Source organism: Marinobacter sp. CA1 (assembly GCF_020546665.1).
In the GTDB taxonomy this organism is placed as follows: Bacteria; Pseudomonadota; Gammaproteobacteria; order Pseudomonadales; family Oleiphilaceae; genus Marinobacter; species Marinobacter xestospongiae.
The window spans coordinates 393,940-418,774 of the sequence record NZ_CP071785.1 but is presented as its reverse complement, the minus strand read 5'-3'; the positions used below and the strand labels follow the sequence as shown (position 1 = coordinate 418,774).

General features: G+C 64.1%; 27 protein-coding genes and 1 riboswitch. Of the genes, 20 read left to right on the top strand and 7 right to left on the bottom strand.

The annotated features are described in order from the left end of the window. The first annotated feature begins 11 nt into the window (after window positions 1–11). From J2887_RS01945 to J2887_RS01935, 3 genes are all read left to right on the top strand, one after another. Window positions 12–1,109, top strand: coding sequence for a GGDEF domain-containing protein (locus J2887_RS01945; RefSeq protein WP_227173781.1), 1,098 nt, complete (start codon window positions 12–14; stop codon window positions 1,107–1,109). A 58-nt stretch (window positions 1,110–1,167) separates the two neighbouring features. Further along, window positions 1,168–1,614: a flavodoxin gene (locus J2887_RS01940; RefSeq protein WP_227173780.1), complete on the top strand. Its 447-nt coding sequence runs from the start codon at window positions 1,168–1,170 to the stop codon at window positions 1,612–1,614. 186 nt (window positions 1,615–1,800) lie between these two features. Continuing rightward, window positions 1,801–4,359 (top strand): EAL domain-containing protein, encoded by a 2,559-nt coding sequence (locus tag J2887_RS01935; protein WP_227173779.1) that lies wholly within the window; start codon window positions 1,801–1,803, stop codon window positions 4,357–4,359. Here the strand turns inward: J2887_RS01935 and J2887_RS01930 are convergent. From J2887_RS01930 to rubA, 3 genes are all read right to left on the bottom strand, one after another. Further along, window positions 4,356–5,210 carry an acyl-CoA thioesterase gene (locus J2887_RS01930; protein WP_227173778.1) on the bottom strand — a complete coding sequence of 285 codons (855 nt, stop codon included), beginning with the start codon at window positions 5,208–5,210 and terminating at the stop codon, window positions 4,356–4,358. The genes J2887_RS01935 and J2887_RS01930 overlap by 4 nt on opposite strands. Before the next feature lie 162 nt (window positions 5,211–5,372). Then, window positions 5,373–6,527 carry an FAD-dependent oxidoreductase gene (locus tag J2887_RS01925; protein ID WP_227173777.1) on the bottom strand — a complete coding sequence of 385 codons (1,155 nt, stop codon included), beginning with the start codon at window positions 6,525–6,527 and terminating at the stop codon, window positions 5,373–5,375. A gap of 32 nt (window positions 6,528–6,559) precedes the next feature. After that, window positions 6,560–6,727, bottom strand: coding sequence for a rubredoxin RubA (gene rubA / locus J2887_RS01920; RefSeq protein ID WP_227173776.1), 168 nt, complete (start codon window positions 6,725–6,727; stop codon window positions 6,560–6,562). Window positions 6,728–7,078: 351 nt separating this feature from the next. Between rubA and J2887_RS01915 the strand changes: the two genes are divergently transcribed. Next, complete coding sequence (locus J2887_RS01915) at window positions 7,079–7,636, top strand: hypoxanthine-guanine phosphoribosyltransferase (protein WP_227173775.1); 558 nt, start codon at window positions 7,079–7,081, stop codon at window positions 7,634–7,636. Beyond that, window positions 7,617–8,234 (top strand): chorismate--pyruvate lyase family protein, encoded by a 618-nt coding sequence (locus J2887_RS01910; protein WP_227173774.1) that lies wholly within the window; start codon window positions 7,617–7,619, stop codon window positions 8,232–8,234. Before J2887_RS01915 ends, J2887_RS01910 begins: the two co-directional genes overlap by 20 nt. A gap of 42 nt (window positions 8,235–8,276) precedes the next feature. Here the strand turns inward: J2887_RS01910 and J2887_RS01905 are convergent, their stop codons facing one another. After that, window positions 8,277–8,627, bottom strand: a complete 351-nt coding sequence (locus J2887_RS01905) for a PilZ domain-containing protein (protein ID WP_227173773.1) — start codon at window positions 8,625–8,627, stop codon at window positions 8,277–8,279. A gap of 158 nt (window positions 8,628–8,785) precedes the next feature. Here J2887_RS01905 and J2887_RS01900 point away from each other — a divergent pair, with 158 nt between their 5' ends. The 15 genes from J2887_RS01900 to J2887_RS01830 all read left to right on the top strand — a co-directional run bounded on the left by J2887_RS01900 (window position 8,786) and on the right by J2887_RS01830 (window position 23,191). After that, window positions 8,786–9,670: a FliM/FliN family flagellar motor switch protein gene (locus J2887_RS01900; protein WP_227173772.1), complete on the top strand. Its 885-nt coding sequence runs from the start codon at window positions 8,786–8,788 to the stop codon at window positions 9,668–9,670. Then, window positions 9,667–10,062 carry a FliM/FliN family flagellar motor switch protein gene (locus tag J2887_RS01895; RefSeq protein ID WP_324197238.1) on the top strand — a complete coding sequence of 132 codons (396 nt, stop codon included), beginning with the start codon at window positions 9,667–9,669 and terminating at the stop codon, window positions 10,060–10,062. The genes J2887_RS01900 and J2887_RS01895 overlap by 4 nt, the downstream gene beginning before the upstream one ends. Window positions 10,063–10,068: 6 nt before the next feature. Then, window positions 10,069–10,791: a flagellar type III secretion system pore protein FliP gene (gene fliP / locus J2887_RS01890; RefSeq protein ID WP_227173771.1), complete on the top strand. Its 723-nt coding sequence runs from the start codon at window positions 10,069–10,071 to the stop codon at window positions 10,789–10,791. A gap of 4 nt (window positions 10,792–10,795) precedes the next feature. Beyond that, window positions 10,796–11,065, top strand: a complete 270-nt coding sequence (locus J2887_RS01885) for a flagellar biosynthetic protein FliQ (protein ID WP_227173770.1) — start codon at window positions 10,796–10,798, stop codon at window positions 11,063–11,065. Beyond that, window positions 11,062–11,850, top strand: a complete 789-nt coding sequence (gene fliR, locus J2887_RS01880) for a flagellar biosynthetic protein FliR (RefSeq protein WP_227173769.1) — start codon at window positions 11,062–11,064, stop codon at window positions 11,848–11,850. The genes J2887_RS01885 and fliR overlap by 4 nt, the downstream gene beginning before the upstream one ends. After that, on the top strand, window positions 11,847–12,974 hold the full coding sequence (gene flhB / locus J2887_RS01875) for a flagellar biosynthesis protein FlhB (RefSeq protein ID WP_227173768.1): 1,128 nt from the start codon (window positions 11,847–11,849) through the stop codon (window positions 12,972–12,974). Before fliR ends, flhB begins: the two co-directional genes overlap by 4 nt. A 10-nt stretch (window positions 12,975–12,984) precedes the next feature. Next, window positions 12,985–15,051 carry a flagellar biosynthesis protein FlhA gene (gene flhA, locus J2887_RS01870; RefSeq protein WP_227173767.1) on the top strand — a complete coding sequence of 689 codons (2,067 nt, stop codon included), beginning with the start codon at window positions 12,985–12,987 and terminating at the stop codon, window positions 15,049–15,051. Window positions 15,052–15,243: 192 nt separating this feature from the next. Continuing rightward, a riboswitch (cyclic di-GMP riboswitch) is annotated at window positions 15,244–15,333 on the top strand. A gap of 166 nt (window positions 15,334–15,499) precedes the next feature. Then, window positions 15,500–16,372, top strand: coding sequence for an OmpA family protein (locus J2887_RS01865; protein ID WP_227173766.1), 873 nt, complete (start codon window positions 15,500–15,502; stop codon window positions 16,370–16,372). Further along, a complete protein-coding gene (locus J2887_RS01860; protein WP_228752833.1) occupies window positions 16,369–17,685 on the top strand; it encodes a sigma-54-dependent transcriptional regulator in 1,317 nt (438 codons plus the stop codon). The genes J2887_RS01865 and J2887_RS01860 overlap by 4 nt, the downstream gene beginning before the upstream one ends. A gap of 12 nt (window positions 17,686–17,697) precedes the next feature. Then, window positions 17,698–18,021, top strand: coding sequence for a flagellar hook-basal body complex protein FliE (gene fliE / locus J2887_RS01855; protein WP_227173765.1), 324 nt, complete (start codon window positions 17,698–17,700; stop codon window positions 18,019–18,021). Window positions 18,022–18,032: 11 nt separating this feature from the next. Continuing rightward, window positions 18,033–19,793 carry a flagellar basal-body MS-ring/collar protein FliF gene (gene fliF / locus J2887_RS01850; protein ID WP_227173764.1) on the top strand — a complete coding sequence of 587 codons (1,761 nt, stop codon included), beginning with the start codon at window positions 18,033–18,035 and terminating at the stop codon, window positions 19,791–19,793. Next, window positions 19,774–20,781 (top strand): FliG C-terminal domain-containing protein, encoded by a 1,008-nt coding sequence (locus J2887_RS01845; protein WP_227173763.1) that lies wholly within the window; start codon window positions 19,774–19,776, stop codon window positions 20,779–20,781. The genes fliF and J2887_RS01845 overlap by 20 nt, the downstream gene beginning before the upstream one ends. 4 nt (window positions 20,782–20,785) lie before the next feature. Next, window positions 20,786–21,451 (top strand): FliH/SctL family protein, encoded by a 666-nt coding sequence (locus tag J2887_RS01840; protein WP_227173762.1) that lies wholly within the window; start codon window positions 20,786–20,788, stop codon window positions 21,449–21,451. Window positions 21,452–21,470: 19 nt separating this feature from the next. Continuing rightward, window positions 21,471–22,787: a FliI/YscN family ATPase gene (locus tag J2887_RS01835; protein WP_324197237.1), complete on the top strand. Its 1,317-nt coding sequence runs from the start codon at window positions 21,471–21,473 to the stop codon at window positions 22,785–22,787. Further along, entirely contained in the window at window positions 22,787–23,191 is a 405-nt protein-coding gene (locus J2887_RS01830; protein WP_227173761.1) for a flagellar FliJ family protein, read from the top strand. The genes J2887_RS01835 and J2887_RS01830 overlap by 1 nt, the downstream gene beginning before the upstream one ends. Here the strand turns inward: J2887_RS01830 and flgN are convergent. The 3 genes from flgN to flgA all read right to left on the bottom strand — a co-directional run bounded on the left by flgN (window position 23,166) and on the right by flgA (window position 24,658). After that, the gene (flgN, locus tag J2887_RS01825; RefSeq protein WP_227173760.1) at window positions 23,166–23,594 is read right to left on the bottom strand and encodes a flagellar protein FlgN; all 429 of its coding nucleotides are present in this window, start codon (window positions 23,592–23,594) and stop codon (window positions 23,166–23,168) included. The two genes, J2887_RS01830 and flgN, sit on opposite strands and share 26 nt — an antisense overlap. Beyond that, window positions 23,591–23,854: a flagellar biosynthesis anti-sigma factor FlgM gene (flgM, locus tag J2887_RS01820; protein WP_227173759.1), complete on the bottom strand. Its 264-nt coding sequence runs from the start codon at window positions 23,852–23,854 to the stop codon at window positions 23,591–23,593. The genes flgN and flgM overlap by 4 nt, the downstream gene beginning before the upstream one ends. 114 nt (window positions 23,855–23,968) lie before the next feature. Then, the gene (flgA, locus tag J2887_RS01815; RefSeq protein ID WP_227173758.1) at window positions 23,969–24,658 is read right to left on the bottom strand and encodes a flagellar basal body P-ring formation chaperone FlgA; all 690 of its coding nucleotides are present in this window, start codon (window positions 24,656–24,658) and stop codon (window positions 23,969–23,971) included. Window positions 24,659–24,835: the final 177 nt, after the last annotated feature.

Here is a 24,835-nt window from a genome sequence, read left to right as displayed (position 1 = left end):
AGCGAGACACCATGAAACACCTTGCCGATGACCGCCGCCAATCGGCCAAGCAGGACGAAGAGGGCCGGGCCGCCCAGCTGCTGGCCTGGCTATCTGCCATGGCGCTGCTGTTCCTGCTGGGCATTGGTGCCAAGTCGTGGTTCTCCGGCCATGGCAACCACGCCGTGGTGCTCTGGTGTTTTGCGGTGCTGGTGGCCCTCAACATCCTGGCGTTCCTGAAAACCCGCGACCCAAGCCAGCACAAGGTGGGTCTGCTGATCGTGGTGTCGGCACTGTTCGTCTACCTGTTTGCTTCCGGTGGCGAGAACAACACCGGCCCGCTGTGGTTCTACGTTTTCCCACCGCTGCTGTTCTACCTCACCGGCCTGCGGGTGGGCACCTTGATGCTGCTGGTGTGCCTGCTGTTCGCCACCCTGGTGTTCCAGTTCCCCCAACTGCCGTTTGTCACCGCCGAGTACAGCGCCGACTTCAAGGTCCGGTTCTTTGCCACCATCTGCTTCGAGGCGATGTTCTGCTTCCTGCTGGAGTACAGCCGGCGCAAGGCCCGCAACGAACTGCTGGCCCAGGCCATGAGTCATGAACAGGCGGCCCGTACCGATGAGCTGACCGGCCTGGCCAATCGCCGCGAAATGCAACAGCGGCTGCAGCTCGAGTACAACCGCTACCAGCGCTCCGGCCACCACTTTTCGGTCGCCCTGATCGACCTGGACTGGTTCAAACGCATCAACGACGACTACGGCCACGACGCCGGCGACGCGGTCCTGCGCCAGTTTGCCGAGCTGCTAGCACAGATGGTGCGCCAGACTGACCTGGCGGCCCGCTGGGGCGGCGAGGAATTCCTGCTACTGCTGCCGGACACCTCGCTGCTGCAGGCGCTGACCCTGTCCGAGCGGCTGCGCCAGAAAGTAGCAGACAACCATTTCCAGTTCCGGGGTGAGACCCTGCCGGTATCCATCAGCGCCGGCGTCAGCTCCATCACCCAATCCGACTCCATCAACCATCTGCTCAAGCAGGTGGACGTCCAGCTCTACAACGCCAAGGCCGCCGGCCGCAACCGCATTGCGCCCCGGGTCAAGAGCCGCCTGACACCGGCAATCCCCGACGCTTGAGGCGCTGCTGGCGGCTCGCTACCATAGCCGGCCATCCCATTAGCAAGAGGTTCACGCCATGGCCGCAATCCGGATACTGGTCGGCAGCGTCTACGGTGGCGCCCTGATGACCGCCCGTGCCATCAAGAAGACCCTGGAGCCGGAAGGACACCAAGTCACCGTGCTGGAAGCCCCCACCCTGGATGACATTGCCGGCAGTGACGACCCGATCCTGGTCTGCACCTCCACCACCGGCCAGGGCGAACTGCCCCCCAACCTGCTGCCGTTCTACCTGGCCCTGCGGGAGCAGCTGCCACAGATGCCGGGACGCCCGTTTGGGGTGATGGTGCTGGGCGACAGCTCCTACGGCGACACCTTCTGCGGCGCTGGCGAACTGATGGAAGAAGCACTCTACGAAACCAGCGCCCGCAAGGTCGGTGACACCCTGCGCATCGACGCGCTGGAGACCCTGGAGCCGGAAGAGCCCGCCCTGCCCTGGGTACGGGACTGGCTAGAGAGTTTGTGACAGATTCTCGTTTTTTTACCTCAAAAGCCGCAGCCCGTGCTTGAGGCGCGCACGCCCAACCGCCATACTGGCTCTACTGTTGCCAACCGACAGCAGAGCCGGACCGCCACCGGTGGCGGCTCCACCGGAGCAGAAGCCAACACCCCTGCCCGGTAACCAGAACAATCACAATAAGACAGAACTACCGTGCGCCAATCCCTGATCATCACCAGCTGGCTGCTGTTGCTGCTGGCTGTGGCCGCTGGTGTCCAGGCGGAAACCAACAGTCATCGCTGGCACCAGCCTGACATCCGTTTTCTGCAAGTGCCCGCCAAGACCGCTTTCAGTCTGGAGCAGGCGCTGGCCAGCCGTCATTGGCAGGCGCTGGCCGAAGCCAGCCCCAACTTCGGCTACGTCACCAACGAATACTGGTTCCGCATGACTCCGCCAACGTCACCGGATCACCAGATTCTTGATATCAGTTACCCCCACCTTGACGACGTTACCCTTTACCTGGTCCGCAACGGACAGGTCATCCAGACCACCCACTTCGGCGATCGCCAGCCGTTTGCAGCCCGTCCCATAGACCACCCGACGTTCCTGATTCCTTACACCGTATCCGGCACCGGCAGCGATGAACTGTTATTACGGGTACAGACCCAGGGGGCACTGCAGGTGCCGATCCGGCTCTGGGGGCAGAGCGAGGTGTTCGAAGCCATCGGTCAGGAAGACCGGCTTCACAACCTCTATTACGGCGTGCTGCTGACGGTGATCTGCTTCAACCTGTTCATTTTTCTGGCGCTACGTGAGGTGACGTACCTGCTCTACACCCTGTCGGCCGCCAGCTACCTGTTTCTGCTGTCGACCCTGCGGGGAGTGCCGTTCCAGTTGCTGTGGCCGGACCACCCACTGCTCCATAATCTGACGGTGTTGCTGTCGGTACCGGCGGCGATGCTGTTCACCCTGATGTTTGTCCGGGCCTTCCTCAAACTGCCACAGAATGCACCACGGCTGGACCTGGTGGTCCGCTCCCTGGTGATCTTCAATGTCATCAGCTTCGCTGGCGCCTTTGCGCTGGATTACAACACCTCGATCCGGCTGTCGGTGGCACTGGCGATCCCCAGTTGCCTGATGCTGACCGTGATCGGCCCGATCCAGTGGCTGCGGGGCAACCCCCAGGCCGGTTTCTACACCATCGCCTGGGGCCTGCTGACGGTGGGCAGCGCCATCACCGCCGCCAACAAGTACGGCTGGATCGCCAATAGCTTCATCACCACCTATGGCATGCAACTGGGCTCAGCGCTGGAGGCCATTCTGCTGACCGTTGCCCTGGCGGTGCGGGTACATCAGGAGCGTCAGGGCAAGATCGCGGCACGGGAAGCCGAGCTGAACGCGATGGCGGCGCGGCGCAAGGCCGAACTGCGGATGATGGAGCAGGCCCTGCACAATCCGCTGACCGGACTGCCGAACCGCACCAGTTTCGAGCTGGTGATCAACGAACGCATTGGTCGTCAGTCCAAACAGCGACAGGCCGTCGGCATTATCTACCTCACCAACCTGCAGGCGATTACCAAGACCCTCGGGCACCGTAACACCGACCGCCTGCTGGAGCTGGCCGCCCGCCGTTTCAACAGCATCATCGCCGATCTGCCCGGGGTGCAACCGATCGAGGAGACGCCGCACCGGACCTTTTATCTGGCGTCACTGGAGTCCGCCGCCTTTGGCTTTCTCATCGATGCCGACCTGATCGCCCTGCACCCGCGACGCATCGTCCAGGGCCTGGAGCAGTTCCGCGAACCCATCGACTACCTAGGCATGCAGTTGCCGCTCGACCCCCAAACCGGTGTCGCGATCTACCCCGACCACGCCCAGGACACCAACTCGCTGATTCGCCGGGCCTACATCGCCCAGGAGTCGGACGAGGCCCGGGACCGCGGCCTGGCGTACTACCAGCCCAGCCGGGACTCCTACAGCGCCGACCGCCTGACCCTGGTGTCCGAGTTCCGCCTGGCTCTGCAAAACCAGGAACTGGAACTGCACCTGCAGCCCAAGCTGGGCCTGAGCAGCAACCAGATCGTTGGCGCCGAGGCGCTGATTCGCTGGCCCGGACGCAGCACACCGATTCCCGCCGACCAGCTGGTGGCGATGGCCGAGCAGACCGGCCTGATCAAGCCCCTGACCCGCTGGGTTCTTGAGGAGGCGCTGCGGGTCCGCCAACAACTGCTGGAGCGGGGGCATGAGATCGGCGTTTCCGTCAACATTTCCCCCAACAACCTGCGGGAGCCGGAGTTCCCGCTGCACGTCCAGCGGCTGCTGACCAGCCACCCGGATCACCGCGGACACATCACCCTGGAAGTCACCGAAACCTCGATGATGCTGGACCCCGGCAATTCGCTGAAAACCCTGAAGTCACTGGACGCCACTGGCATCCCACTGTCGATCGACGACTTCGGCTCCGGCTATTCGTCGCTGTCCTACATCAAGCAACTGCCGGCTCGCGAGATCAAGATCGACCGTTCCCTGGTGGGCGATTTGCCCAAACAGAATGAAGACCGGGTGATTGTGCAGACCACCATCCAGATGTGCCACAGCCTCGGCTACCGGGTGGTGGCCGAAGGTGTGGAAGACGCGGAAACCCAGCAGTTGCTGACAACCATGGGCTGCGACATGATTCAGGGCTACCACTTGGCTCGGCCCATGCCCCTGGCGGACCTGCTGAGCTGGCTGGACGAGCGCGCCGACACCACAGCCCGCAAGCTGGGCTAGCGCTGGCGGATCAGCGCTTCCTGAGTGGTGGAGGCCACCAGCACACCGTCGCGACTGAAGAAATTGCCCCGATTAAAGCCCCGGCCACCAGAGGCACTGGGGCTATCCTTGTCGTACAGCAGCCAATCGTCCATGCGGAAATCGCGGTGGAACCAGATGGCATGATCCAGACTTGCCACCTGCATGTTCCGGCTCATGAAGGTAACGCCATGGGGATGCAGCGAGGTGCCAAGGAAGGTGAAATCGGAGGCATAGGCCAACAGGCAACGATGCAGCACCGGATCATCCGGCAGCTCGCCCTGGGCACGGAACCAGCTCTGTTTGTAGGGCGGTTTGGCCTCCGGTTTGAGCGGGTTGACCGGATCGATGGGGCGGATTTCAATGGGCCGCTCACGATCCAGCTTGTCACGCATCTTTTCCGGGATGTGGGGCATCAGCCGGGCAACGTAGTCAGACTCCGAGGCGAGGTCGTCATACCCCGCCACCGCCGGCATCTCAAACTGGTGCTCGTAGCCGCTTTCTTCGCCATGAAACGACATCGCACTGGTGAGAATCTCCTTGCCGTCCTGCCGGGCAATCACCCGACGCACCGAGAAGCTGCCGCCGTCGCGGACCCGCTGGACTTCGTAATCGATCGGCAGGCTGTGGTTACCAGGGCGCAGGAAATAGGCATGCAGGGAATGGGGCAAACGACCTTCCACCGTGCGGCAGGCCGCCATCAGCGACTGGCCCAGCACCTGGCCGCCAAAGACGTTGGGAAAGCCCAGGTCCTCACTGTCCCCCTGAAAATGATCATCGCCCGTGGGCGACAGGTCCAGCAACTCTACCAGCTTTCTGGTGACTTCCAGCATGCCTGCTCCTGTTCGATTTATTGGTTTGGACAGAACGTTCTATCCCAGACCCGGGGCAGGATGCAATGACCAAAAAGGGCAGCGTGGTTGACCACAACTGCCCTTGTCTCGGCGTTAAACGCCAACACCGTTCGCTTACCTGGAAGAACCAGGCGCCCCGGATCAACCGTGGATTGGCGGCACTTCTTTGGCCAGAGCCTGCTTCTCCATAGCGTAGTCGCCGGTCACCGCAAAGCCCAGCAGGGTGCCTTCCGCATCGCGGAACAGTGCTCGCACGTTGCGGCCATCCTGCTCCACCTGCCAGTCGCCCTCGGCATTGACCGGTGGCGGACAGACCGCCGTGGGGCAACAGGGGGTTTTCACCATCACCGGCATGGTGCCATAGGCCACCTCGGTGCGGGTGCCCAGCAGGGATTTCGCCAGCGCCCGGGAGCAGGCCATCAGTGGCAGCACGTACAGCAGTACATGGCCATCCACCTCGGCGCAATCGCCCAGGGCATAAACATCCTCAGCGGAGGTTTCCAGCGCCCGGTTGACCACAATACCCCGGGCGGTCTCCAGCCCTGCCGCAGCCGCCAACTCTGTGCGCGGTCGCAGGCCGACGGCGGAGATCACCAGATCCGTTTCCAGGGTCTCGCCATTGGCCAGGCTGAGGCGGACGCCGTCGCCGGCCCGGTCCAGCTGTTCCACCACGGTCTCCAGGTGGAAACCCACGCCTTCGTCAGTCAGTGCCGCCACCACCGCATCCGCCGCCGGCTTCGGCAGCAGGCCCGGCATCACGGTGTCGGAAGGTGCGATCACATCCACCTCGTAGCCGCCATTGCGCAGGTCATTGGCGAACTCACAGCCGATCAGGCCGGCGCCCATAATGGCCACCCGGCGCTTGCCAGCCAGCGCCTGGCGGAAAGCGCGGTAGTCCATCAGATCATTGATGGAATAGACGTGTTCGTGGGCATCCCCGGCGATGTCGAGGCGGATCACGTCTGCCCCCCAGGCCAGTACCAGCTTGCTGTACTCGAGACGCTCGTCGCCGATCAGCAACTGATGGGCCGCGCTGTCGATGCCGGTGACGGTGGTGTGGGTGCGCAGTTCAATGTTGAGCTGTTCCACCATGGCCGCTGCCGTGGCCTGGGCCAGTTCATCCGCCTCTTTGCCCTTGGTGAATCCGGTGGACAGCATGGGCTTGGAATAGCTGAATCCGTCATCGGCGGTGATCATCAGGATCGGCATTTCGCGGTCCTGCTTGCGGATCTCCTTGGCCAGGGAAAAACCGGACAGACCGGTACCCACAATGACGATGGGGGCTTGCTCACTCATTCACTGCGCTCCTGTGTTACTGATCGACCGGCTCAGCCGATCTCGATCATTTCAAAGTCTTCTTTACCGACGCCACAATCCGGGCATACCCAGTCATCGGGAATGTCTTCCCACTTGGTGCCCGGCTCAATGCCGTCTTCCGGCCAGCCCTCGGCCTCGTCGTAGATCCAGCCGCAGACGACGCATTGCCACTTCTTCATACCACTTCCTCCAGACTCATCATCAGGGACGCTTAATATTGTCGGACAATCATACACGATTAGAAGGATCTTCCAAGCGCTGGCGACGCCGAACCTATTGGCCGACCATCATACCCAGCGAACACGCGTACACCAATGCCGCATCGAACCTCACGGATCGACGCTGCTGCCAATAGCGGTATATACCCACTCGCCACCAATTCGGCTACAGACGGCATGGAGCGGCATGATCACGGCGCCAGCGGCCAATGGCAGCGGTTTGACGACAGGATGACGGGAGACCAGCACCGGCCTCCCTTCCGGGAGCCGGCTTCGGTATAATGCGGCGTTTTACGACAGGATCAGACCACTATGACCGATACCGTCGCCGAAATGAACCAGGTCCTCGCGGAAGCCGACTGCCTGGTCACCGAGCAGGAGGTTCACGCCGCCATTGATCGCATGGCCAGCGCCATTACCGATCACCTCAAGGACCGCAACCCACTGCTGTTCTGCGTAATGAACGGAGGCCTGATCCTCACCGGACAGCTGCTGCCCAAGCTGCGTTTCCCGGTTCAGGCGGAGTACCTGCACGCCACCCGCTACCGCCAGGAAACCACCGGCGGCCTGCTGGAATGGAAACTGCGCCCGGACGCCAACATGCAGGGCCGCTCGGTTCTGATCGTCGACGATATCCTTGATGAGGGCACCACCCTCGATGCCATTGCCGACTACTGCCGAGCCCAGGGCGCCGAGGAAGTGCTGACCGCGGTGCTGGTGGACAAACAGCACGACCGCAAAGCGCGTCCGGATCTGAAGGCGGATTACACCGGCCTGGAAGTGGAAGACCGTTTCCTGTTCGGTTTCGGTATGGACTACAAGGGTTACTGGCGCAACGCGCCAGGCATCTATGCCGTTAAGGGACTTTGAGGTCGCCAGCCCCAGCCGCTGCGATCACCCGGTGGGACTGAGCCCGGCAACCCCGGGCCAGCCACCGGCCTTTGCCCTGCCCCGGACCCACTGGCACCCCTCCTGGCAGGCCGCCGCCCTGCACCAGCGTCAGCCCCTGCAGGCGCTGGCGTTCTGGCTGCAGCTCGAAGGCTCGCTGACCCGCGCCCTGACACTACGCTGTCGCCAGCGCTTTGACGTTGACGTTGTCCGTGAGGCCTTCACCCGGCCAGGCCTGGAGGAATCCCGACGCCTCGGCCTGCCGGAGCGACAGCTGGCCTGGATTCGGGAAGTGCGCCTGTGCGGCGATGGTCAACCCTGGGTGCTGGCCCGCACGGTGATGCCGGCGGCGACACTGCGGGGCAGTGGACGCCGGCTCCGCCACCTGGGGCGACGCCCCCTGGGCAGCTACCTGTTCGCCACCCGGCAATGGCAACGCAGTGGGTTCGAGACTGGCCTGTGCCATTCCGATGGCCGCAATCAGCCCCGGGTCGCCCGCCGTTCCTGCTTCCACGGCCCCCAGGGCGCCATCCTGGTGAGTGAGTACTTTCTGCCAGGGCTGCCCCGCTCAGCCGAATAACCAGCCATCACAGCGCTCAACCGCAAGTTCATCGACTGAGCCTTAAAACAGCTCCACCTGCTCAGCCTTGAGGTACTCCAACGCCGACACCGTGTTGCCCGGGGACAACAGGATGCCCAGCCGCAACCCGGCCTCGGTGCGGGTGCCGTAGCAGACTTCACCGCGAAACACCTGGCGTTTCTGGTTGCACACCACCTCGATGCGGCACCGGCTGTCCAGCGCCACATGTTCCTGCACCAGAACCCCCAGACCGTTCTTGCTGACATCCATCAACAGGCCCGATACGCCACGGCTGCCACCGTCTCGCAGACGACGCAACAGTACCCTCGCGGGCAGCGGTTCACGAAGCTGGTGACGGATTTCACGACGACGCTTAATACTCTGGCTTTTCAAGCAGGTAACCCCCGAAACAGTATCTATACAATGTGAAACGACCTTTTGTGCAAGAATCTTGAGCCCGGGGCCGTCGAGAGCGCCGTTTCATGCGCAACCGCCTCGACAGGACTACCCTGTGAGAGACAGAGCCAACACCGCAACCAAGGTCCATGCCCGTGACATCGAGACACCCCGCCGACAGGCGCTTCCTGTCTGCTGACGCCGCGGCCGACTGCCCGGCCTACGACCTGACCGGCTACCAGCAGCGCCGGCAGGCACTGACCCGCCAGCTCGACGGTCTGACCAGCAGTCTCAACAATGAACTTGCCGCGGCGCTGCGTCAGCTGCTCAACCTTGGCAGCCTGGATGTCAGCGTGGGCCCCTGGCGTGCCGACGCACCCGCCCAGCCCCACAACCACTGGCTGGCGGCCATCCGCAACGGCGAGGCAGAGTATCCCGTTCTGCTGGCCATGGACAACCGCTGCCTGTACAGCCTGTCGGAACTGTTCTTTGGCGGTGACCCCGCCCAACTCAGTGACAGCCAACTGAAAGACCGGCCACTGGCGGACACCGAACGACGTCTGGTCAATCGGATATTCAACGCCCTGCTGGCACTGGTGTGCCCGGCGCTGTCACTGGATCTGGACGACTGGCAAAGCCAGTGGCTGGACTACCCGCCACAAACCAGCAGCCAACAGACGCTGTGGAGCGAGATCCGCCTTGGCAATGGCGACGCCTGGCAGGTCTCCCTGGCCTGCGGCTGGCCACTGGCGCTCGATAGCCACCACCCCAAAGGCACCGGCGAAGCGCCGGCCGACCAGGAAGAGCGCCTGCGCCACAACCTGCAGGCGGTTACGGTACGTCTGAAGGCCAATCTGGCCAGCCTCACCCTCAACCTGGAAGACCTGACGCAACTGCGCGAAGGCGACATCCTGCCGATGGAGCTGGACAGTCTGGTAACCGCCAGCGCCGGCAGCGCCCCCTGCCTGCGCGGCGAAGTCTGTGAACACGGCGACCGTCTGGCGCTGAGAATTCGTGATTTTATCGGAGACGCGGAATGAACCCTCAAGACGACAAGCCCCAGGGCCAGGATCAGCTCGACTCCCTGGAGGGGCTGGGCAACCAGAGCCTGGAAGAGCTGTTTTCCGACCCGGCGGATGGCGATCAGGCCAGCTCCGGCAACGCCGCCCCCAAGCGGGACATGGCAATGTTCGGCAAGATTCCGGTCAAACTGACGCTGGAAGTGGACAGTGTCGAGATCATGCTTGGCAACCTGCTGGATCTGAACCCGGGCGAAGTCCTGCCGCTGGACAAGAAAGTGGGAGAGCCGCTGGATGTGCGGGTTAACGGCGAACTGCTGGCCCGCGCCGAAGTGGTGGTGGTTGATGGCCGCTACGGTCTGCGCCTGGTGGACGTGCCCCGCAACCCCAATCTCACCCCCGACCAGGACTGACGCCCGATGCGAATGCTCCTGCTGCTGGCACTGCTGGTGCCGGGGCTGGCCTGGGGCCAGGACCTGCCGCTGTTCTCGGTCACCGACGGCGACTCCACCCAGGACTACAGCATCAAGATCCAGATCCTGCTGCTGCTGACGGCGCTGTCGTTCCTGCCGGCGATGCTGCTGATGCTTACCAGCTTTACCCGCATCATCGTGGTGCTGGCGGTGCTGCGCCAGGCCCTCGGCCTGCAGCAGAGCCCGCCCAACCGGGTGCTGGTGGGTATTGCCCTGGTGCTGACCCTGCTGATCATGCGCCCGGTGTGGACCGACATCTACGCCAACGCCTTCGTGCCCTACGAACAGGATGAGATCACCCTCAAGGAAGCGTTCGTCCGCGCCGAACAGCCGTTGCGCGGCTTCATGTTCAAGCAGACCCACGAGGCGGACCTGGAGCAGATGCTGCGGATCGCCAACGAGCCGCTGACCCTGGCCCAGGACGATGTGCCCTTCTCGGCGCTGCTACCGGCGTTCGTGCTGTCGGAGCTGAAGACCGCGTTCCAGATCGGTTTCATGCTGTTCATTCCGTTCCTGGTCATCGACCTGGTGGTGGCCAGTGTGCTGATGGCGATGGGGATGATGATGCTGTCTCCGCTGATCATCTCGCTGCCCTTCAAGCTGATGATCTTTGTGCTGGCCGACGGCTGGTCAATGACCGTCGGCACCCTCACCGCCAGCTTCGGGTAGCGCCATGACCGCCGAACTCGCCGTCTCACTGATCTACGAAGCGGTCCTCACCATCACCCTGATCGTCGCCGTGCTGATCGGTCCGGGCATGGTGGTGGGGCTGGTGGTGAGCGTGTTCCAGGCCGCCACCCAGATCAACGAGCAGACCCTCAGCTTCCTGCCACGGCTGCTCGCCACCCTGGGAATGATCGTGTTCGCCGGCCACTGGATACTGGAGCGGGTACTGCGGTTGTTCGAGATGATCTTCACCACCATTCCGGGAGCCATCGGATGAGTCTGGTGGAACTCACCGGCGCCGACATCACCTCCCTGCTGGGTCGCCTGTGGTGGCCCTTTCTTCGCATCGGTGCGCTGCTGTGGACCATGCCGATGTTCGGCGACCGGCTGACCGCGGTGCGGGTCCGGGTCTTGCTGTCGCTGGCGCTGGCGGCACTGATGGCCCCCATGCTGCCACCGATGCCCAGCGTCGACCCGTTCTCCCTCACAGCCCTGGTGATGGCCGGCGAACAGATCCTGCTGGGCTTCTTCCTTGGCTTCATGCTGCAGATGCTGTTTGCCCTGATGTCGCTGCTGGGGCAGATCCTGTCGATGCAGATGGGCCTGGCCATGGGCATCATGAACGACCCCACCAACGGTCAGGCGGTGCCGTTAATGGGACAGCTGCTGATCATCCTGGGCGCGTTTCTGTTCTTTGTGTTCGATGGCCACCTGGTGGCCATCGACATTCTGGTGGAAAGCTTCTTCACCTGGCCGCCCGGCCAGTCGATCTACGCCCTCGATCTCAACCGGGTGCTTGCCCTGTTTGGCTGGATGTTCGGCGGCGCCCTGCTGCTGGCGATGCCGGCGGTGGTGGCAATGCTGATCGTCAACCTCACCTTCGGAGTGATGAACCGCTCGGCACCGTCGATGAACGTTATCGCCCTGGGCTTCCCGCTGAGCATGCTGATGGGGCTGCTGAGCCTGATGCTGACGGTGGCCGGCGTGCCCGGCCGCTATGGCGAGTTCACCGCCCATGTGCTGGATGAAATGCGCCTGCTGGTAACCACGGTCAGCCCATGAGCGAGAACGACAGCAGCCAGGACAAGTCCGAAGAACCCACGGAACAGCGACTTCGCAAAGCCCGCGAAGAGGGCCAGATCGCCCGCTCACGGGAGCTGCAAAGCGCCGCCCTGGTGGGCATCGGCGGGGTACTGCTGCTGATGTCCAGTTTCCTCACCCAGTTTGCCCGGGATCTGATGGTGCAGCACTTTGAGCTCGACCGCGCCGCCGCCACCGACCCGGCAATGATGCTGCAACACCTGGGCAGCGCCCTGGAACTGGGGCTGGGTGCCATGCTGCCGTTCCTGATCACGCTGTGGCTGATTGGCGCCGTCTCCGGCATGGTGCCGGGCGGCTGGCTGACGTCCGGCAAGGCCATCCAGCCCCAGCTCAAGCGACTCAACCCGCTGTCGGGCCTGAAGCGGATGTTCTCCAGCCAGAGTCTGGTAGAGCTGGCCAAGTCCTCCCTCAAGGTGGTGCTGCTGTTTGGGGTTATGGTGTGGCTGCTGTGGACCCACGCCGACGACCTGGTGGCCATCAACCGGCTGCCGCTGGGGGCCGCCATTGGCGAAGGCGTTCGACTGCTGGGGCTGGCGCTGATGGCCATGGGACTGGTGTTGCTGTTCATCGCCCTGCTGGACGTGCCCTACCAGCGCTGGTCGATGGTGAAGAAACTGAAAATGACCAAGCAGGAGGTCAAGGACGAGCACAAGAACACCGAAGGCCGGCCCGAGGTCAAACAGCGGATTCGCGAAATCCAGATGCAAATGTCCCGCCAGCGCATCGACCAGCGGGTGCCGGAAGCGGACGTCGTGATCACCAACCCGACCCACTACGCCGTGGCCATCCGCTACGCCCCGGATACCGCCGATGCCCCCTACGTGATCGCCAAGGGGGTGGACGACCTGGCGCTGCGCATCCGCGACGTTGCTACAAAAAATAATAAAACCATACTGGAACTGCCGGAGCTAACCCGGGCAGTCTACCACTCCACGAGAATCGACCAGGAGATTCCGGCCGGGCTGTTCAACGCCGTGGCCCATGTGCTGATGTACGTCATGCAGCTCAATGCCTGGAAAGCCCGGCGCGGAAACAAACCCGCGCCGCTGCCCCGCTTCCAGATTCCGGACTCCCTCAGGAAATAGGTGACCCAAGGTGAAATTCAACCTGACCCGTTCCTACGCCGCCATCCCGGTGATCCTGATGGCCGTGTTGGCCATGCTGATCCTGCCGTTGCCGCCGTGGCTGATCGACACCCTGTTCACCTTCAACATCGTGCTGGCGGTGATGGTGCTGCTGGTGGCGGTCTCCGCCAAGCGGCCACTGGAGTTTTCAGTCTTCCCCACCGTGCTGCTGATCGCCACTTTGATGCGGCTGACCCTCAACGTTGCCTCAACCCGCATCGTGTTGCTGGATGGCCACACCGGCCCCGGCGCCGCCGGCCAGGTAATCCAGTCGTTCGGGGAAGTGGTGATCGGCGGCAACTACGTGGTCGGTCTGGTGGTGTTTGTGATCCTGATGATCATCAACTTTGTGGTGGTCACCAAGGGTGGCGAGCGCATCTCCGAGGTCTCCGCCCGCTTTACCCTTGATGCCCTGCCCGGCAAGCAGATGGCGATCGACGCCGACCTCAACGCCGGTACCATTGACCAGAACCAGGCCCGCCAGCGCCGCCAGGACGTTGCCCGGGAAGCCGACTTCTACGGTTCCATGGACGGCGCTTCCAAGTTTGTCCGCGGCGATGCCATCGCCGGTCTGCTGATCCTGCTGATCAACCTGCTGGGCGGTCTCGCCATCGGCGTGCTGCAACAGGGGCTGTCCGGCGACGAGGCGTTCCAGATCTATGCCCTGCTCACCATCGGTGACGGCCTGGTGGCGCAGATACCGTCGCTGCTGCTGGCCACCGCTGCGGCCATCATCGTCACCCGCGTCAACGACGAATCCGAGATGGCCGACCAGGTCCAGCAGCAGCTGCTAGCCTCCCCCCGGGTGGTCAGTACCGCGGCCCTGGTGATGGGTATCCTCGGGCTGATTCCCGGCATGCCGACGGTGGCGTTCCTGGCATTTGCCGGCGTGCTGGCATTCGCGGCCTGGAACCTGCACCAGACCAAGCCCGACGAAGCTGCCCACGAGGCCGAACAGGAGCTCACCGAACAACTGCAGAAAGACCCGCCCCTGAGCTGGCAGGACCTGCCCTACGTCGACAAGATGCGCATCGAGCTGGGTTACCGGCTGGTACCGCTGGCCGACCGGGAGCAGAAGGCGGAACTGCCCAACCGCATTCGCGGCATCCGCAAGACCCTGTCGGAGCAGCTCGGGGTTTTGCTGCCGGAGGTCCGTATTCGCGACAACCTGCGACTGAAACCGGCGGAATACTGCATTAAGCTCGATGGCGTTCGCATTGCCAGCGGCGAGGTGGACCCGGACAAACTGCTGGCCATCGAAGGCGCCGAGACCTATGGCCAGCTCGACGGCGAACTGGTCAAAGAGCCCGCCTACGACATGAGCGCGGTGGCTATTGCCCCCGAGCACAAGTCGCGGGCACTGAACCTGGGCTATTCGGTGGTGGATGCCGCCACCGTGATCAGCACCCATCTGGGCAAGGTGATGCGCCAGCACCTGGATGAAATCTTCAGCCACGACGACGTCCTGGCTCTGGGGGAACGCCTCAAGGGGGTGTCGGAAAAACTCGCCGAGGCCCTCAACAGCCAGCTCAGCCCGATGCAACAGCTGCGGGTGTTCCGCCACCTGCTGTCCGACCAGGTCAGCCTGTCGGACATCCAGACCATTGCCACCACCCTGGTGGACAGCGCCGACGTCACCAAGGACCCGGTGTTGCTGGCCGCCGACGTACGCTGTGCGTTGAAGCGCAGCCTGGTACGCCAGACCATCGGTGAACGCGATCAGCTCAATGTGGTCACCCTGGCGGACGAGCTGGAACAGACCCTGATGAAGGCGCTGCAGCAGGCCCAGCAGTCCGGCCAGGCGTCACTGGACAGCTTCCCGGTGGAGCCCCAGATGCTGGGACGGCTGCAACAGGCGATGCCACAGGTTCGCGATGAAATGAAACGTCAGGGCCTGCCCCAGGTGCTGCTGGTCGTGCCGCAGCTGCGGCCGCTGCTGGCGCGCTATGCCCGCACCTTCGCCCGCGGGCTGGCGGTGCTGTCCTACAACGAAGTGCCGGAGCAGATGCACATCGATGTGGTCGGCACACTGGGGTAGTGACGGTTAGAGGTCCTAGCTGAAAATGGTGTCAGAACAAGCGGGGGTTACACATTTTAGCAATTCGCCACAAAGGGCGACTCTCCGCTACAAAACAGCGGTTGCCGGCACAACGTCAATTACTGTTAACTAGATCACACTATCGAGAAGGCCGGTGTCTGACGAACCAGACACCGGTTTCAATAACTTAGCTACAGACAAAGGCAAACTGTCGCGAAAGCGCAGGACGCAAAGCCTCCGGTCTAACGATTCGACAGAATCCATGATAGCGGGGTTGCCGGGCTAAGATATCTCTCCCCGCGGCGTCGGTCCCGATGCCGCCCAGGTCGATATCTTTTCCCACAGTCACCACACAGCAGACGTTTTTGTCATCGCCGTGGTGCCTGCTGTTGTCTTCGCAATACGCCTTGGTCTGCACCAACCAGTGCCCCAAGTAAGGTCGGAAACGATGACGTCGCAAGGTATGCGCAATTTCTTGTCCCGGGCCAATGCCGCCATTCTGGCGTTGTCGGTCGCCGGTACAGCAGCCGCCAATTCCGGGGTGGTCCAGCAACTGGCCATGGATCAGGTCCATTGGTCTTTTACTGGCGACCGCTTCCACTGCGAACTTGAGCTGGATCTGAAAAAAAATGGTGAATTGTTGCTGAGCCACCCGGCTGGCGCCCCCATGCAGGTGCACTACCGCCCGGCCCAGGCCCTCCCGGCCGAGGTGTCACTGGCCAGCCGCACCGCGCCCTGGCAGGGCGATCGTCAGAGCCAGGCCACCGCATTGGCGGCCCGCGACGATCACTTCCGGCTCGACCAGCACACCAGCCGCTCAGTGCTGACCGCCCTCGACAGCGGCCTCTGGACCAGCCTGTACCTGGATACCCTGGAGCTGCGCATTCCCACCGTGAACTGGGCACCGGTTGCCGACCGCTTCCGCCAGTGCGAGCAGCAACTGTCACCGCTGTCGGTGCACCAGGCCCGCGACCAGGTGGTGTTCTACCAGGCCGGTCAACGGGCCCTGACTCCCGAGCAGATCGCCGACCTGGAGGACCTGGCCCGCTATGTCCAGCTTGATCCCCAGGTTCGCAAGCTGCTGGTGGATGGCCACACCGACAACACCGGCTCCCGCCTGGGCAACCTGCAGATTGCCCGCGAACGTGCCGCCGACGTGGCTGCGGTGCTCAAGGCCGCCGGCATTCCCAACACCATGATTGAACAGCGGGCCCACGGCGACCGCTACCCGTCCGCCAACAACGACACCGCTGAAGGCCGGGACCTGAACCGCCGCGTCACCATCCGTATCGTCAGGCAGGAAACTGAGGAAACCTCATGAAGACGCCCTTGCTCATGATTCAAGCCAGCCCGCTGGCCACCAGTCTTCACCAACAGCTGATCGCCGCCGACTACGACGTTCGCCTGGTCAACGGCACCGCGCCGGAGCTGGACCCGGGCACACCTCCGCCAAGCCTGATCCTGCTGGACGCCGCCGTCAGCCCGGACATCGTGCCGGTGCTGCGCGACTTCGGCCTGCGCTACCCCGGCTGCCCGGTCATCACCCTGGTGGATGCGGGACAGAGCGCGCTGGCCGGCGAGGCCATGCACCATGGCGCCATGGATTACCTGCTCAAGCCCTTTACCGGTGAGCAGCTGGTGGCCACGGTCAACCATGCCCTGAGCCTGAACCAGCCCATCCCCGACATGGTGGTGGCGTCACCGGCCAGCCAACAGGTCCTGCTGCTGGCCAAGAAGGCTGCCCAAACCAACGCCTCAATCCTGATCGGCGGCGAGTCCGGCACCGGCAAGGAATGCCTGGCGCGGTATATCCACGATCAGTCGCCGCGAGCCAAGGGTCCCTACGTGGCGGTCAACTGCGCGGCCATTCCTGAAACCATGCTTGAGTCCACCCTGTTTGGCCATGCCCGGGGCGCCTTTACCGGTGCTCAGCAGAGCCAGACCGGCAAGTTCGAGCTGGCCAACGGCGGTACCCTGGTGCTGGATGAGATCTCCGAGATGCCGCTGGCCCTGCAGGCAAAACTGCTGCGGGTGTTGCAGGAACGGGAACTGGAAAAGCTGGGCTCAAACCAGAAGGTGAAACTCGATGTCCGGGTCATTGCCGCCAGCAACCGTGACCTGCGCGCCGAGGCCGCCGCCGGCCGCTTCCGCGAAGACCTGTTCTACCGCCTCGACGTGCTGCCACTGAGCTGGCCGGCCCTGCGCCAGCGTCAGGAAGACATCCTGCCACTGGCCCGTCACTTCCTCGCCAAGCACGCCCCGGAATCCGGCTTCGAACTGCATCCGGAGGCTGCCCGGGCGCTGCTGGCCCACGACTGGCCCGGCAACGTGCGGGAACTGGAAAATACCATCCAGCGCGCGCTGATCCTGGCCCGTGGCCTGGTGATCCAGAGCATCGACCTGATGCTGCCAGACACCGTGCCAGTGCCCGCCCCGGCACCGGCGGCGTCCAGCCTGCAGCACTCCCGACGCTCTGCCGAATTCCAGCACGTACTGGATACCCTGCGCCGCTTTAACGGCCATCGCAAGGACACCGCCGAGGCCCTCGGCGTCACCACCCGGGCACTGCGTTACAAACTCGCGGCAATGCGCGAGCAAGGCATCGACATCAATCAGGCTGCCGTCACCGGCTAACAGGAGAACACCATGGCTATTCAGGCAATCAATACCCAGTCGGTACTGCTCGACACCATGACCCAGTTACGGGGTGATGCGGCCGTGGCACCGGCCCAGCGCAGTTCCGAACAGGACGTCAACTTCACCCAGGTGATGCAGGCCGCCCTCAACACCATCGACGCCCAGCAGCATCACGCCGGGCAGTTGCAGACCGCGGTGGAAACCGGCCAGAGCGACGACCTGGTGGGCGCCATGGTCGCCAGCCAGAAGGCCGGCCTGAGCTTCTCGGCACTGGTCCAGGTTCGAAACCGCCTGGTGTCCGGTTTCGATGAAATCATGCGGATGCCGGTGTAAGGGCCTGAGTCATGTCTGAGCTGATCAACGCACTGCCCAGCACCGTCACCAATGGCCAGGGAGGCGGCGCCAGCGCCAGCCGTTCCCGGGCCCAGTCCCTGCTGCAGGGCTGGCGCCGCCTCTCCGGTGATTCCCGTTCGATCATCGTGGTCGCCCTGCTGGCGGCCCTGGTGGCCGCCGCCATCGTTATCATTCTGTGGACCAACAGCGGCCAGTATGTCCCGCTATACGGCAACCAGGAGCGCTACGACAGCGCCTCCATCCTGGAGGTACTGGAAGCCGAAACCATCGACTTTGAACTCGACAGCCGCAGCGGCAACATCCTGGTGCCCAAGGACCAGATTGCCAGCGCGCGGATGAAGTTGGCCGCCCGTGGCGTAACCGCCCAGATGCCGGCCGGTATCGAAGGCCTTAACGAACTGTCCGGCATCAGCACCAGCCAGTTCATGGAGTCCACCCGCTACACCCACGCAGTGGAAGGGGAACTGGCCCGCACCATCATGACCCTGGAGCAGGTCCGCAATGCCCGGGTGCACCTGGCCATCCCTGAGCGCACGCTGTTTGTTGGCCGCGAGGAACAGACCCCCACCGCCTCGGTGGTGCTGGACCTCAGTGGCCACCTCGATGAGACCCAGGTGGAAGCCATCGTGAATCTGGTAGCGGCCGGCATTCCCGGCATGAAGCCGGGCTCGGTGTCGGTGGTCAACCAGGCCGGCGAGCTGTTGTCCGCCGGTATTGGCGAGGACAGCCCGGGCCGGGTCAGCACCCGCCAGATGGACTACATCTCCAAGCTGGAAGACAAGGTGGCCAGCCGCGCAAGCGACATGCTGGAGCCGATGCTGGGCGCCGGCAACTTCCGCATCCGGGTCGCCGCCGACGTCGACTTCTCCGAGGTTGAGGAAACCCGCGAAGTCCTGGACGGCGAGCCGGTGCTGCTGTCGGAAAACTCGGTGCTGGACAACGCCGCCGGCCAGCTGGCGCTGGGCATTCCCGGCGCCCTCACCAACCAGCCACCGGTCCCACAACCGGATCAGGCCGATGAGGAAGGCCAGGACGCGGCCGCGGTCAATCGCCGGGAAGAGGTCAACCGCCGCTTCGAAACCGGACGTGCGGTCACCCACACCCGCCTGGATGAGGCTCGGGTCCGTCAGCTGTCGGTATCGGTACTGGTCAATGATGGCAATGCCCCCGATGGCGGCTGGACCCAGGCCCAGCTCGACAAGATGAGCGCACTGGTACACACCGCCGCCGGGCTCGATACCGAGCGCGGCGACGTCATTACCCTGCAGAGCGCGCCGTTCGTCGCCAAGCCGGCTGCCGCGCCCGTGCCCCAGGCCACGCCCTGGTATCAGGACCTGACCCCGTGGGAGACCCACATCCGTTACGCCCTCGGCAGCCTGATGCTGCTGCTGTTGATCCTGTTCGGCATTCGCCCGCTGGTGAAGCACCTGACCAACAGCGCCGCCGGCCAACCCCAGAACCGTTTCGCCAGCAAGCGCAGTCAGGACACCGATGACAGTGACGACGACGAACGCACAGTCACCCGTACCGACACCAATGCAACAGCAAGCGCCAGTGCCGAGGCCTCCGCCAGCAAACAGGAAGCCACCGAGTCCAGCGCTGATGCCGCCTCCACCCTGAGCCTGCCACCACCGGGCTCGGAACTGGAGGTACAACTGGAACACCTGCGGTTGCTGGCCGATAAAGAAACCAACCGCGTTGCCGACGTCATCAAATCATGGGTAGAGGATCATGGACACACAAGTCGTTGAAACCAACTCCCTCGACAAGGCCGCCATCCTGCTGCTGTCGATGGGTGAAGATGCTGCCGCCAAGGTTCTCAGTCGGTTGGGCCGGGATGAGGTCACCACCCTGTCCAATCGCATGGCCAAGCTCGCCGGCGTCTCCACCGACGCCGCCCGTGACGTGATCCAGGGCTTCTTTGATCATTTCCGGGACCAGAGTGGCATCAGCGCGGCCTCCCGCGACTACCTGGAGCGCACCCTGGACATGGCCGTGGGCAAGCGCCTGGCCAAGGGCATGATCGACGACATCTACGGCGACGCCCTGAAAGACGAGCTGCAGAAGCTGCAATGGGTGCCGGCGGAAACCCTGGCCCGCTTCTTCGCCACCGAGCATCCCCAAATGCAGGCGGTATTGCTGGCCTTCCTGCCACCGGAGACCGCCTCCGGGGTACTGGCAGAGCTGCCGGACAACTGCCACGACGATCTGCTCTATCGGGTCGCCAACATGCACGAAGTCAGTGACCAGGTGCTGTCGGAGCTGCGCGACGCCCTCGGCCGCTGTCTGCAGTTCGTCTCCGAGCGCAGCACTGCGCGGGTAGACGGAGTCAAGCAGGCCGCCGACATCCTCAATCGCTTCCGCGGTGATCGCGCCAGCCTGATGGACATGCTCAAGCTCCACAACGAAGAGCTGGCGCGTTCGGTGTCCGAGAACATGTACGACTTCATGACCCTGGGGCGCCAGTCCACCGACGTGCTCCAGGTGCTGGTGCAGGAGATTCCCGAGGACATCCTCTCGCTCTCCCTCAAGGGCGCTGCGCCGGAGGTCCGTGATGCACTGATGGGCGCCCTGCCCCGACGGATGGCGCAGTCCATCCTCGACCGCACCCAGGCCCTGGGTTTGGTGCCGGTCAGTCAGGTGGAAGACGCCCGGCGGGAGGTCATGCGCCTGGTGCGGGAACTGCACGAACAGGAAGTGATCAACTACCAGATCTTCGAGGAAACGGTCGTAGACTGACGCTATGGACAAACTCAGGGGCAACTACCGCAGGCATCGCTTCCGCTCCCTGGCCGCACTGGAGGCCAGCGATCGCGGCGAGCAGGACCCATTCCAGCAGGGTTATGACGAAGGCTTCCGCCAGGGCCAGGAACGCGGCCTGGAGCAGGGCCTGGCCGATGGCCGCAGTCAGGGCGAGGCCCAGGGCTACGAGGCCGGCTACCAGCAGGGCCTGGGCAAGGGCGAGGATGCCGGACGCCACACCTTCAACGCCGCACTGGCACCGCTGCAGAGTATCCAGGGTAAGCTGGAGGAGCTGCGTCAGCAGGAGCTTCGAGAACACACCGAACAGCTGTGCCAACTGGTGGAACAGGTGGCTCGGCGGGTGGTGCACGCCGAACTCAGCCTCAACCCCGGCCAGATGCTGAAACTGGTGGAAGAGGCGCTGACCCGCATGGACACCCGCAAGGGCGACGTCACCGTGTACCTGTCGCCGGACGACTACCAGCGCCTGGCCCGCACCGGCACCAACCACATCGGTGATTACCCGGTCCAGCCCGACGACGCCCTGGCCATTGGCGACTGCCGCCTGGAGAGCGACCAGCAGCAACAGACCATTCGCAGCGAAGAACGGCTGCAGGGCTGTGTGGACAAGGTGCGCGAGGAACTGACCCAGGAGTCGCCACAATGATCCGCACCGGAACCCGTACATGAACACCCTGCCCGAACAGCTGGCGCGCGCCGCCGAGCGCTTGCGGGAAGTGCCACGGGAGACCGTCACCGGCCGCCTGGTGCGGGTGACCGGTCTCACCCTGGAAGTCGTCGGTTGTCGACTGGTGATTGGCCAGCGCTGCCTGGTGGACACCCACCAGGGCGAGCCGGTGCTGGCGGAAGTGGTCGGCTTTGACCGCGACACCGCCTTCCTGATGCCCTACCGCGCGGTCGGTGGCCTCTACGCCGGGGCCCGGGTCCAGCGCCTGGACGACGATCTGCAACTGCCGGTGGGCAACAACCTGCTTGGTCGTACCTTTGACGGTCTGATGCAGCCCCTCGATGACGGCCCCGCCGTCAGCGGCGACCGCCTGCCGCTGCACGCGGCGCCCCCCAATCCGCTGAAACGGCGGCCGGTGCGGGAACCACTGGATGTCGGGGTCCGCGCCATCAACGCCCTGCTCACACCGGGCAAAGGCCAGCGTCTGGGGCTGTTTGCCGGCGCCGGCCTGGGCAAGAGTGTGCTGCTTGGCATGATTACCCGGTTTACCCGGGCCAACGTGATTGTGGTGGGCCTGATCGGTGAACGCGGACGGGAAGTCCGGGAATTTCTCGAAGACGCCCTGGGGCCGGAGGGCCTCGCCCGCTCGGTGGTAATCGCCGCACCGGCCGACCAGTCGCCGCTGATGCGGCTGCGGGCCGCCGAGACCTGCCACCGGCTGGCGGAATACTATCGCGACCAGGGCCAGGACGTGCTGCTGTTAATGGATTCCTTTACCCGCTATGCCCAGGCCCAGCGGGAACTGGCACTGGCCATCGGCGAACCGCCGGCAACCCGGGGCTACCCGCCGTCGGTGTTCGCCGCCCTGACCCGGCTGGCGGAACGTGCCGGCAACGGCGAAGGTGAAGGTTCACTGACCGCCATCTACACGGTGCTGGCGGAAGGTGATGACCAGCAGGACCCGATTGCCGACGCCGCCCGCGCCATCCTCGACGGTCACGTCATCCTCAGTCGCGAGCTGGCGGAAGCCGGCCACTACCCGGCAATTGATATCAATGCCTCCATCAGCCGGGTCATGCCCCAGGTCACCGACCGCGACCACCAGCAGACCGCTGCACGCTTCCGCCGGCTGCTGTCCCGTTACCAGAGTGTGCGGGAACTGATTCCCCTTGGCGGCTATCACGCCGGCCAGGACCCGGAGCTGGATGAAGCCGTACAGACGCATCCCCGGCTGGCGAGCTTCCTGCAGCAGGCGATCGACGAACCGGCAGGCTATGACCAGAGCCTGCAACAACTGCAAGGGCTGTTTGGCTGATGTTCAACCGCTTCCTCGACCAGCAGCAGAAAACCCTGGAACGCCTGGGCAACGACAAGCAACAGCAGCAGTTGCGCCACCAGCAGGAACAGCAGCGCTACGACAGCCTGAAGTTCTATGTCGACAGCATGGCCAGCGGCGCCAGCGGCAATGCGCTGGTGCACCAGAACCGACTGGCCATGCGCCATCAGCTCAACCAGCTACTGGATCAGCAGGCCGACGAATTGCTGTTGGCGGGCAAGGAACTGGAAGCACGGCAGCGGGCATTGCTGGCGCAGTTCGGTAAGGTCAAGGGACTGGAGTTGCTGGTACGACGGCGCCAGCAGCAGGATCAGCAGCGCCAGCGGCGCCAGGAGCAGGGACAGGTGGACGACTGGCTCAACGGAGCTGGTCGTAAGGGTTAGTGGTGGTGCCCAGAAGATCATCCAGCGCCGTGCGGTGACTGGCCAGCAGCTCGCCGTTGCGCTCATTCAGGGCCTGGCAGCGCACCAGTGCCGCCTCCAGTTCTTGCCAAAACGATCGCAGCTCCGTGGCCAGGGCCGGTGGCAGTTTGGTCAACAGCCGCTCAAAACCGCCGGCATCGGCGTTCAGTCCCAGGCCCACCAGGATTTCCCCCCGACGGCCGGCACTGACTTCCAGCGCCGCCAACGCGTCACCGATCTGCTCTCCCAGCGGCTGCAGCGCCTCGGCGTCAGTGCGCGCCAGCAGCCGCTGCTGCTCCACCAGCAGTGGCTGCAACCCCTGGCAACGCGCCAGGTCGGCACGGATTCCCCGGGTCAGCTCCGCCAGGGCAGCCTTGGCGCTCATGAGCCGTGCAGGTCCAGCACCGCTTCCGCCAGTACCGCCGGGTCCAGATCGAGCTGACCTTCGGCGATGGCCTGACGCAGGGCATTAACCCGGGTCATGTCGACATCGGAGGCGTCCGCCAGGGACTTTTCCAGACCGCGGCTCTGCAGTTCCGGCGTCGCACTGGCGGCCGTGCTGCTGGTCGCCCCCTGGTCATGGCGGGCGGCGTTGGCACGCTGGTTGGCGCTGGTAACCGGTGTCGTGGCGTGATTGATTTTCATAGCATTCAAACCCAATCAGTGTCTCTGTCAGAGTATAGCGACCGGCTGCCGGCGAAACTGTAACCGAACTTGGAAAAAATGCGTTGGCAGGTATCCGCACCGGTCCAGGGCCCATCAGAATCGGGTTTCGACGATGCCCCGCTCCACCACCCAGGCGGTGATGACCTTGCCGGACGAATGGTTACGCACCCGGATACCCTCCCCCTTGCTGCCGCTCTGGAGCGCTTCGCCGGTCATCGAGGCAGCCACGCCGTCGGCCTCGACCCGGATCAGCACCTGGTCGCCTCGCTCCACCAGCAGCGGTGCTTCCGCCAGGTCCAGGGTGATGACCTGGCCACCACGGATCGCGCGCCGGGTCCGCAGCCCCCGCAACATGCGGATGTCGGTCACAAAATCGCCGTAGATGTCGGCCAGGTCCCGCACCGCCAGCCGCATGGTGTCCCGGTTCAGGCTCTCACCCCGGCGCACCGTCCGCCGGGCCGTCACCACCGGAACCTTGAGCGATACTTCCGCCCGCGCCCGCAGTTCCCATTCCGGCTCACTGCAGCCGATGCGATAGGGCACCCGCCCCCAGATTCGCCCGGAGGCCTGGGCCGGCGCCACCACCAGCTCGCCCTGGCAGCCGGGATGCTGGTCCGCGGCTCCCGGCACCCAGGCTTCCACCTGGTAATCGAAATTGACCCAACCACGCTGACGGGCGTAACGCTGGACCTGGCGCTCGGCGTCCGCGGTGACCCGCGCCACCAGGTCCGCCCGATTCTGGTTCTGGGCCTGAACACCACCAGCGGCCAGCAGCCAGACCAACAGCAGTGCCCCGCCCGACAGGGGAACCCGCCACTTCCGGGGCGGAAACCACGATTTCCGCCCTGCCTTCCCCACTTCCGCCCTCAATCGGTAACCCCTTGATTTATTGAATCTAAAAGTTGGCACATACCTTGTTAGTACGGTAGCAGGAAATCTCACTGCATGGCACTGGAGACC

Coding starts and splice junctions, on each gene's coding strand:
- J2887_RS01945 (WP_227173781.1), top strand. CDS start 12: ATGAAACACCTTGCCGATGACCGCCGCCAATCGGCCAAGCAGGACGAA.
- J2887_RS01940 (WP_227173780.1), top strand. CDS start 1,168: ATGGCCGCAATCCGGATACTGGTCGGCAGCGTCTACGGTGGCGCCCTG.
- J2887_RS01930 (WP_227173778.1), bottom strand. CDS start 5,210: ATGCTGGAAGTCACCAGAAAGCTGGTAGAGTTGCTGGACCTGTCGCCC.
- J2887_RS01925 (WP_227173777.1), bottom strand. CDS start 6,527: ATGAGTGAGCAAGCCCCCATCGTCATTGTGGGTACCGGTCTGTCCGGT.
- rubA (WP_227173776.1), bottom strand. CDS start 6,727: ATGAAGAAGTGGCAATGCGTCGTCTGCGGCTGGATCTACGACGAGGCC.
- J2887_RS01915 (WP_227173775.1), top strand. CDS start 7,079: ATGACCGATACCGTCGCCGAAATGAACCAGGTCCTCGCGGAAGCCGAC.
- J2887_RS01910 (WP_227173774.1), top strand. CDS start 7,617: ATGCCGTTAAGGGACTTTGAGGTCGCCAGCCCCAGCCGCTGCGATCAC.
- J2887_RS01895 (WP_324197238.1), top strand. CDS start 9,667: ATGAACCCTCAAGACGACAAGCCCCAGGGCCAGGATCAGCTCGACTCC.
- fliP (WP_227173771.1), top strand. CDS start 10,069: ATGCGAATGCTCCTGCTGCTGGCACTGCTGGTGCCGGGGCTGGCCTGG.
- J2887_RS01885 (WP_227173770.1), top strand. CDS start 10,796: ATGACCGCCGAACTCGCCGTCTCACTGATCTACGAAGCGGTCCTCACC.
- fliR (WP_227173769.1), top strand. CDS start 11,062: ATGAGTCTGGTGGAACTCACCGGCGCCGACATCACCTCCCTGCTGGGT.
- flhB (WP_227173768.1), top strand. CDS start 11,847: ATGAGCGAGAACGACAGCAGCCAGGACAAGTCCGAAGAACCCACGGAA.
- J2887_RS01865 (WP_227173766.1), top strand. CDS start 15,500: ATGACGTCGCAAGGTATGCGCAATTTCTTGTCCCGGGCCAATGCCGCC.
- J2887_RS01860 (WP_228752833.1), top strand. CDS start 16,369: ATGAAGACGCCCTTGCTCATGATTCAAGCCAGCCCGCTGGCCACCAGT.
- fliE (WP_227173765.1), top strand. CDS start 17,698: ATGGCTATTCAGGCAATCAATACCCAGTCGGTACTGCTCGACACCATG.
- fliF (WP_227173764.1), top strand. CDS start 18,033: ATGTCTGAGCTGATCAACGCACTGCCCAGCACCGTCACCAATGGCCAG.
- J2887_RS01845 (WP_227173763.1), top strand. CDS start 19,774: ATGGACACACAAGTCGTTGAAACCAACTCCCTCGACAAGGCCGCCATC.
- J2887_RS01840 (WP_227173762.1), top strand. CDS start 20,786: ATGGACAAACTCAGGGGCAACTACCGCAGGCATCGCTTCCGCTCCCTG.
- J2887_RS01835 (WP_324197237.1), top strand. CDS start 21,471: ATGAACACCCTGCCCGAACAGCTGGCGCGCGCCGCCGAGCGCTTGCGG.
- J2887_RS01830 (WP_227173761.1), top strand. CDS start 22,787: ATGTTCAACCGCTTCCTCGACCAGCAGCAGAAAACCCTGGAACGCCTG.
- flgN (WP_227173760.1), bottom strand. CDS start 23,594: ATGAGCGCCAAGGCTGCCCTGGCGGAGCTGACCCGGGGAATCCGTGCC.
- flgM (WP_227173759.1), bottom strand. CDS start 23,854: ATGAAAATCAATCACGCCACGACACCGGTTACCAGCGCCAACCAGCGT.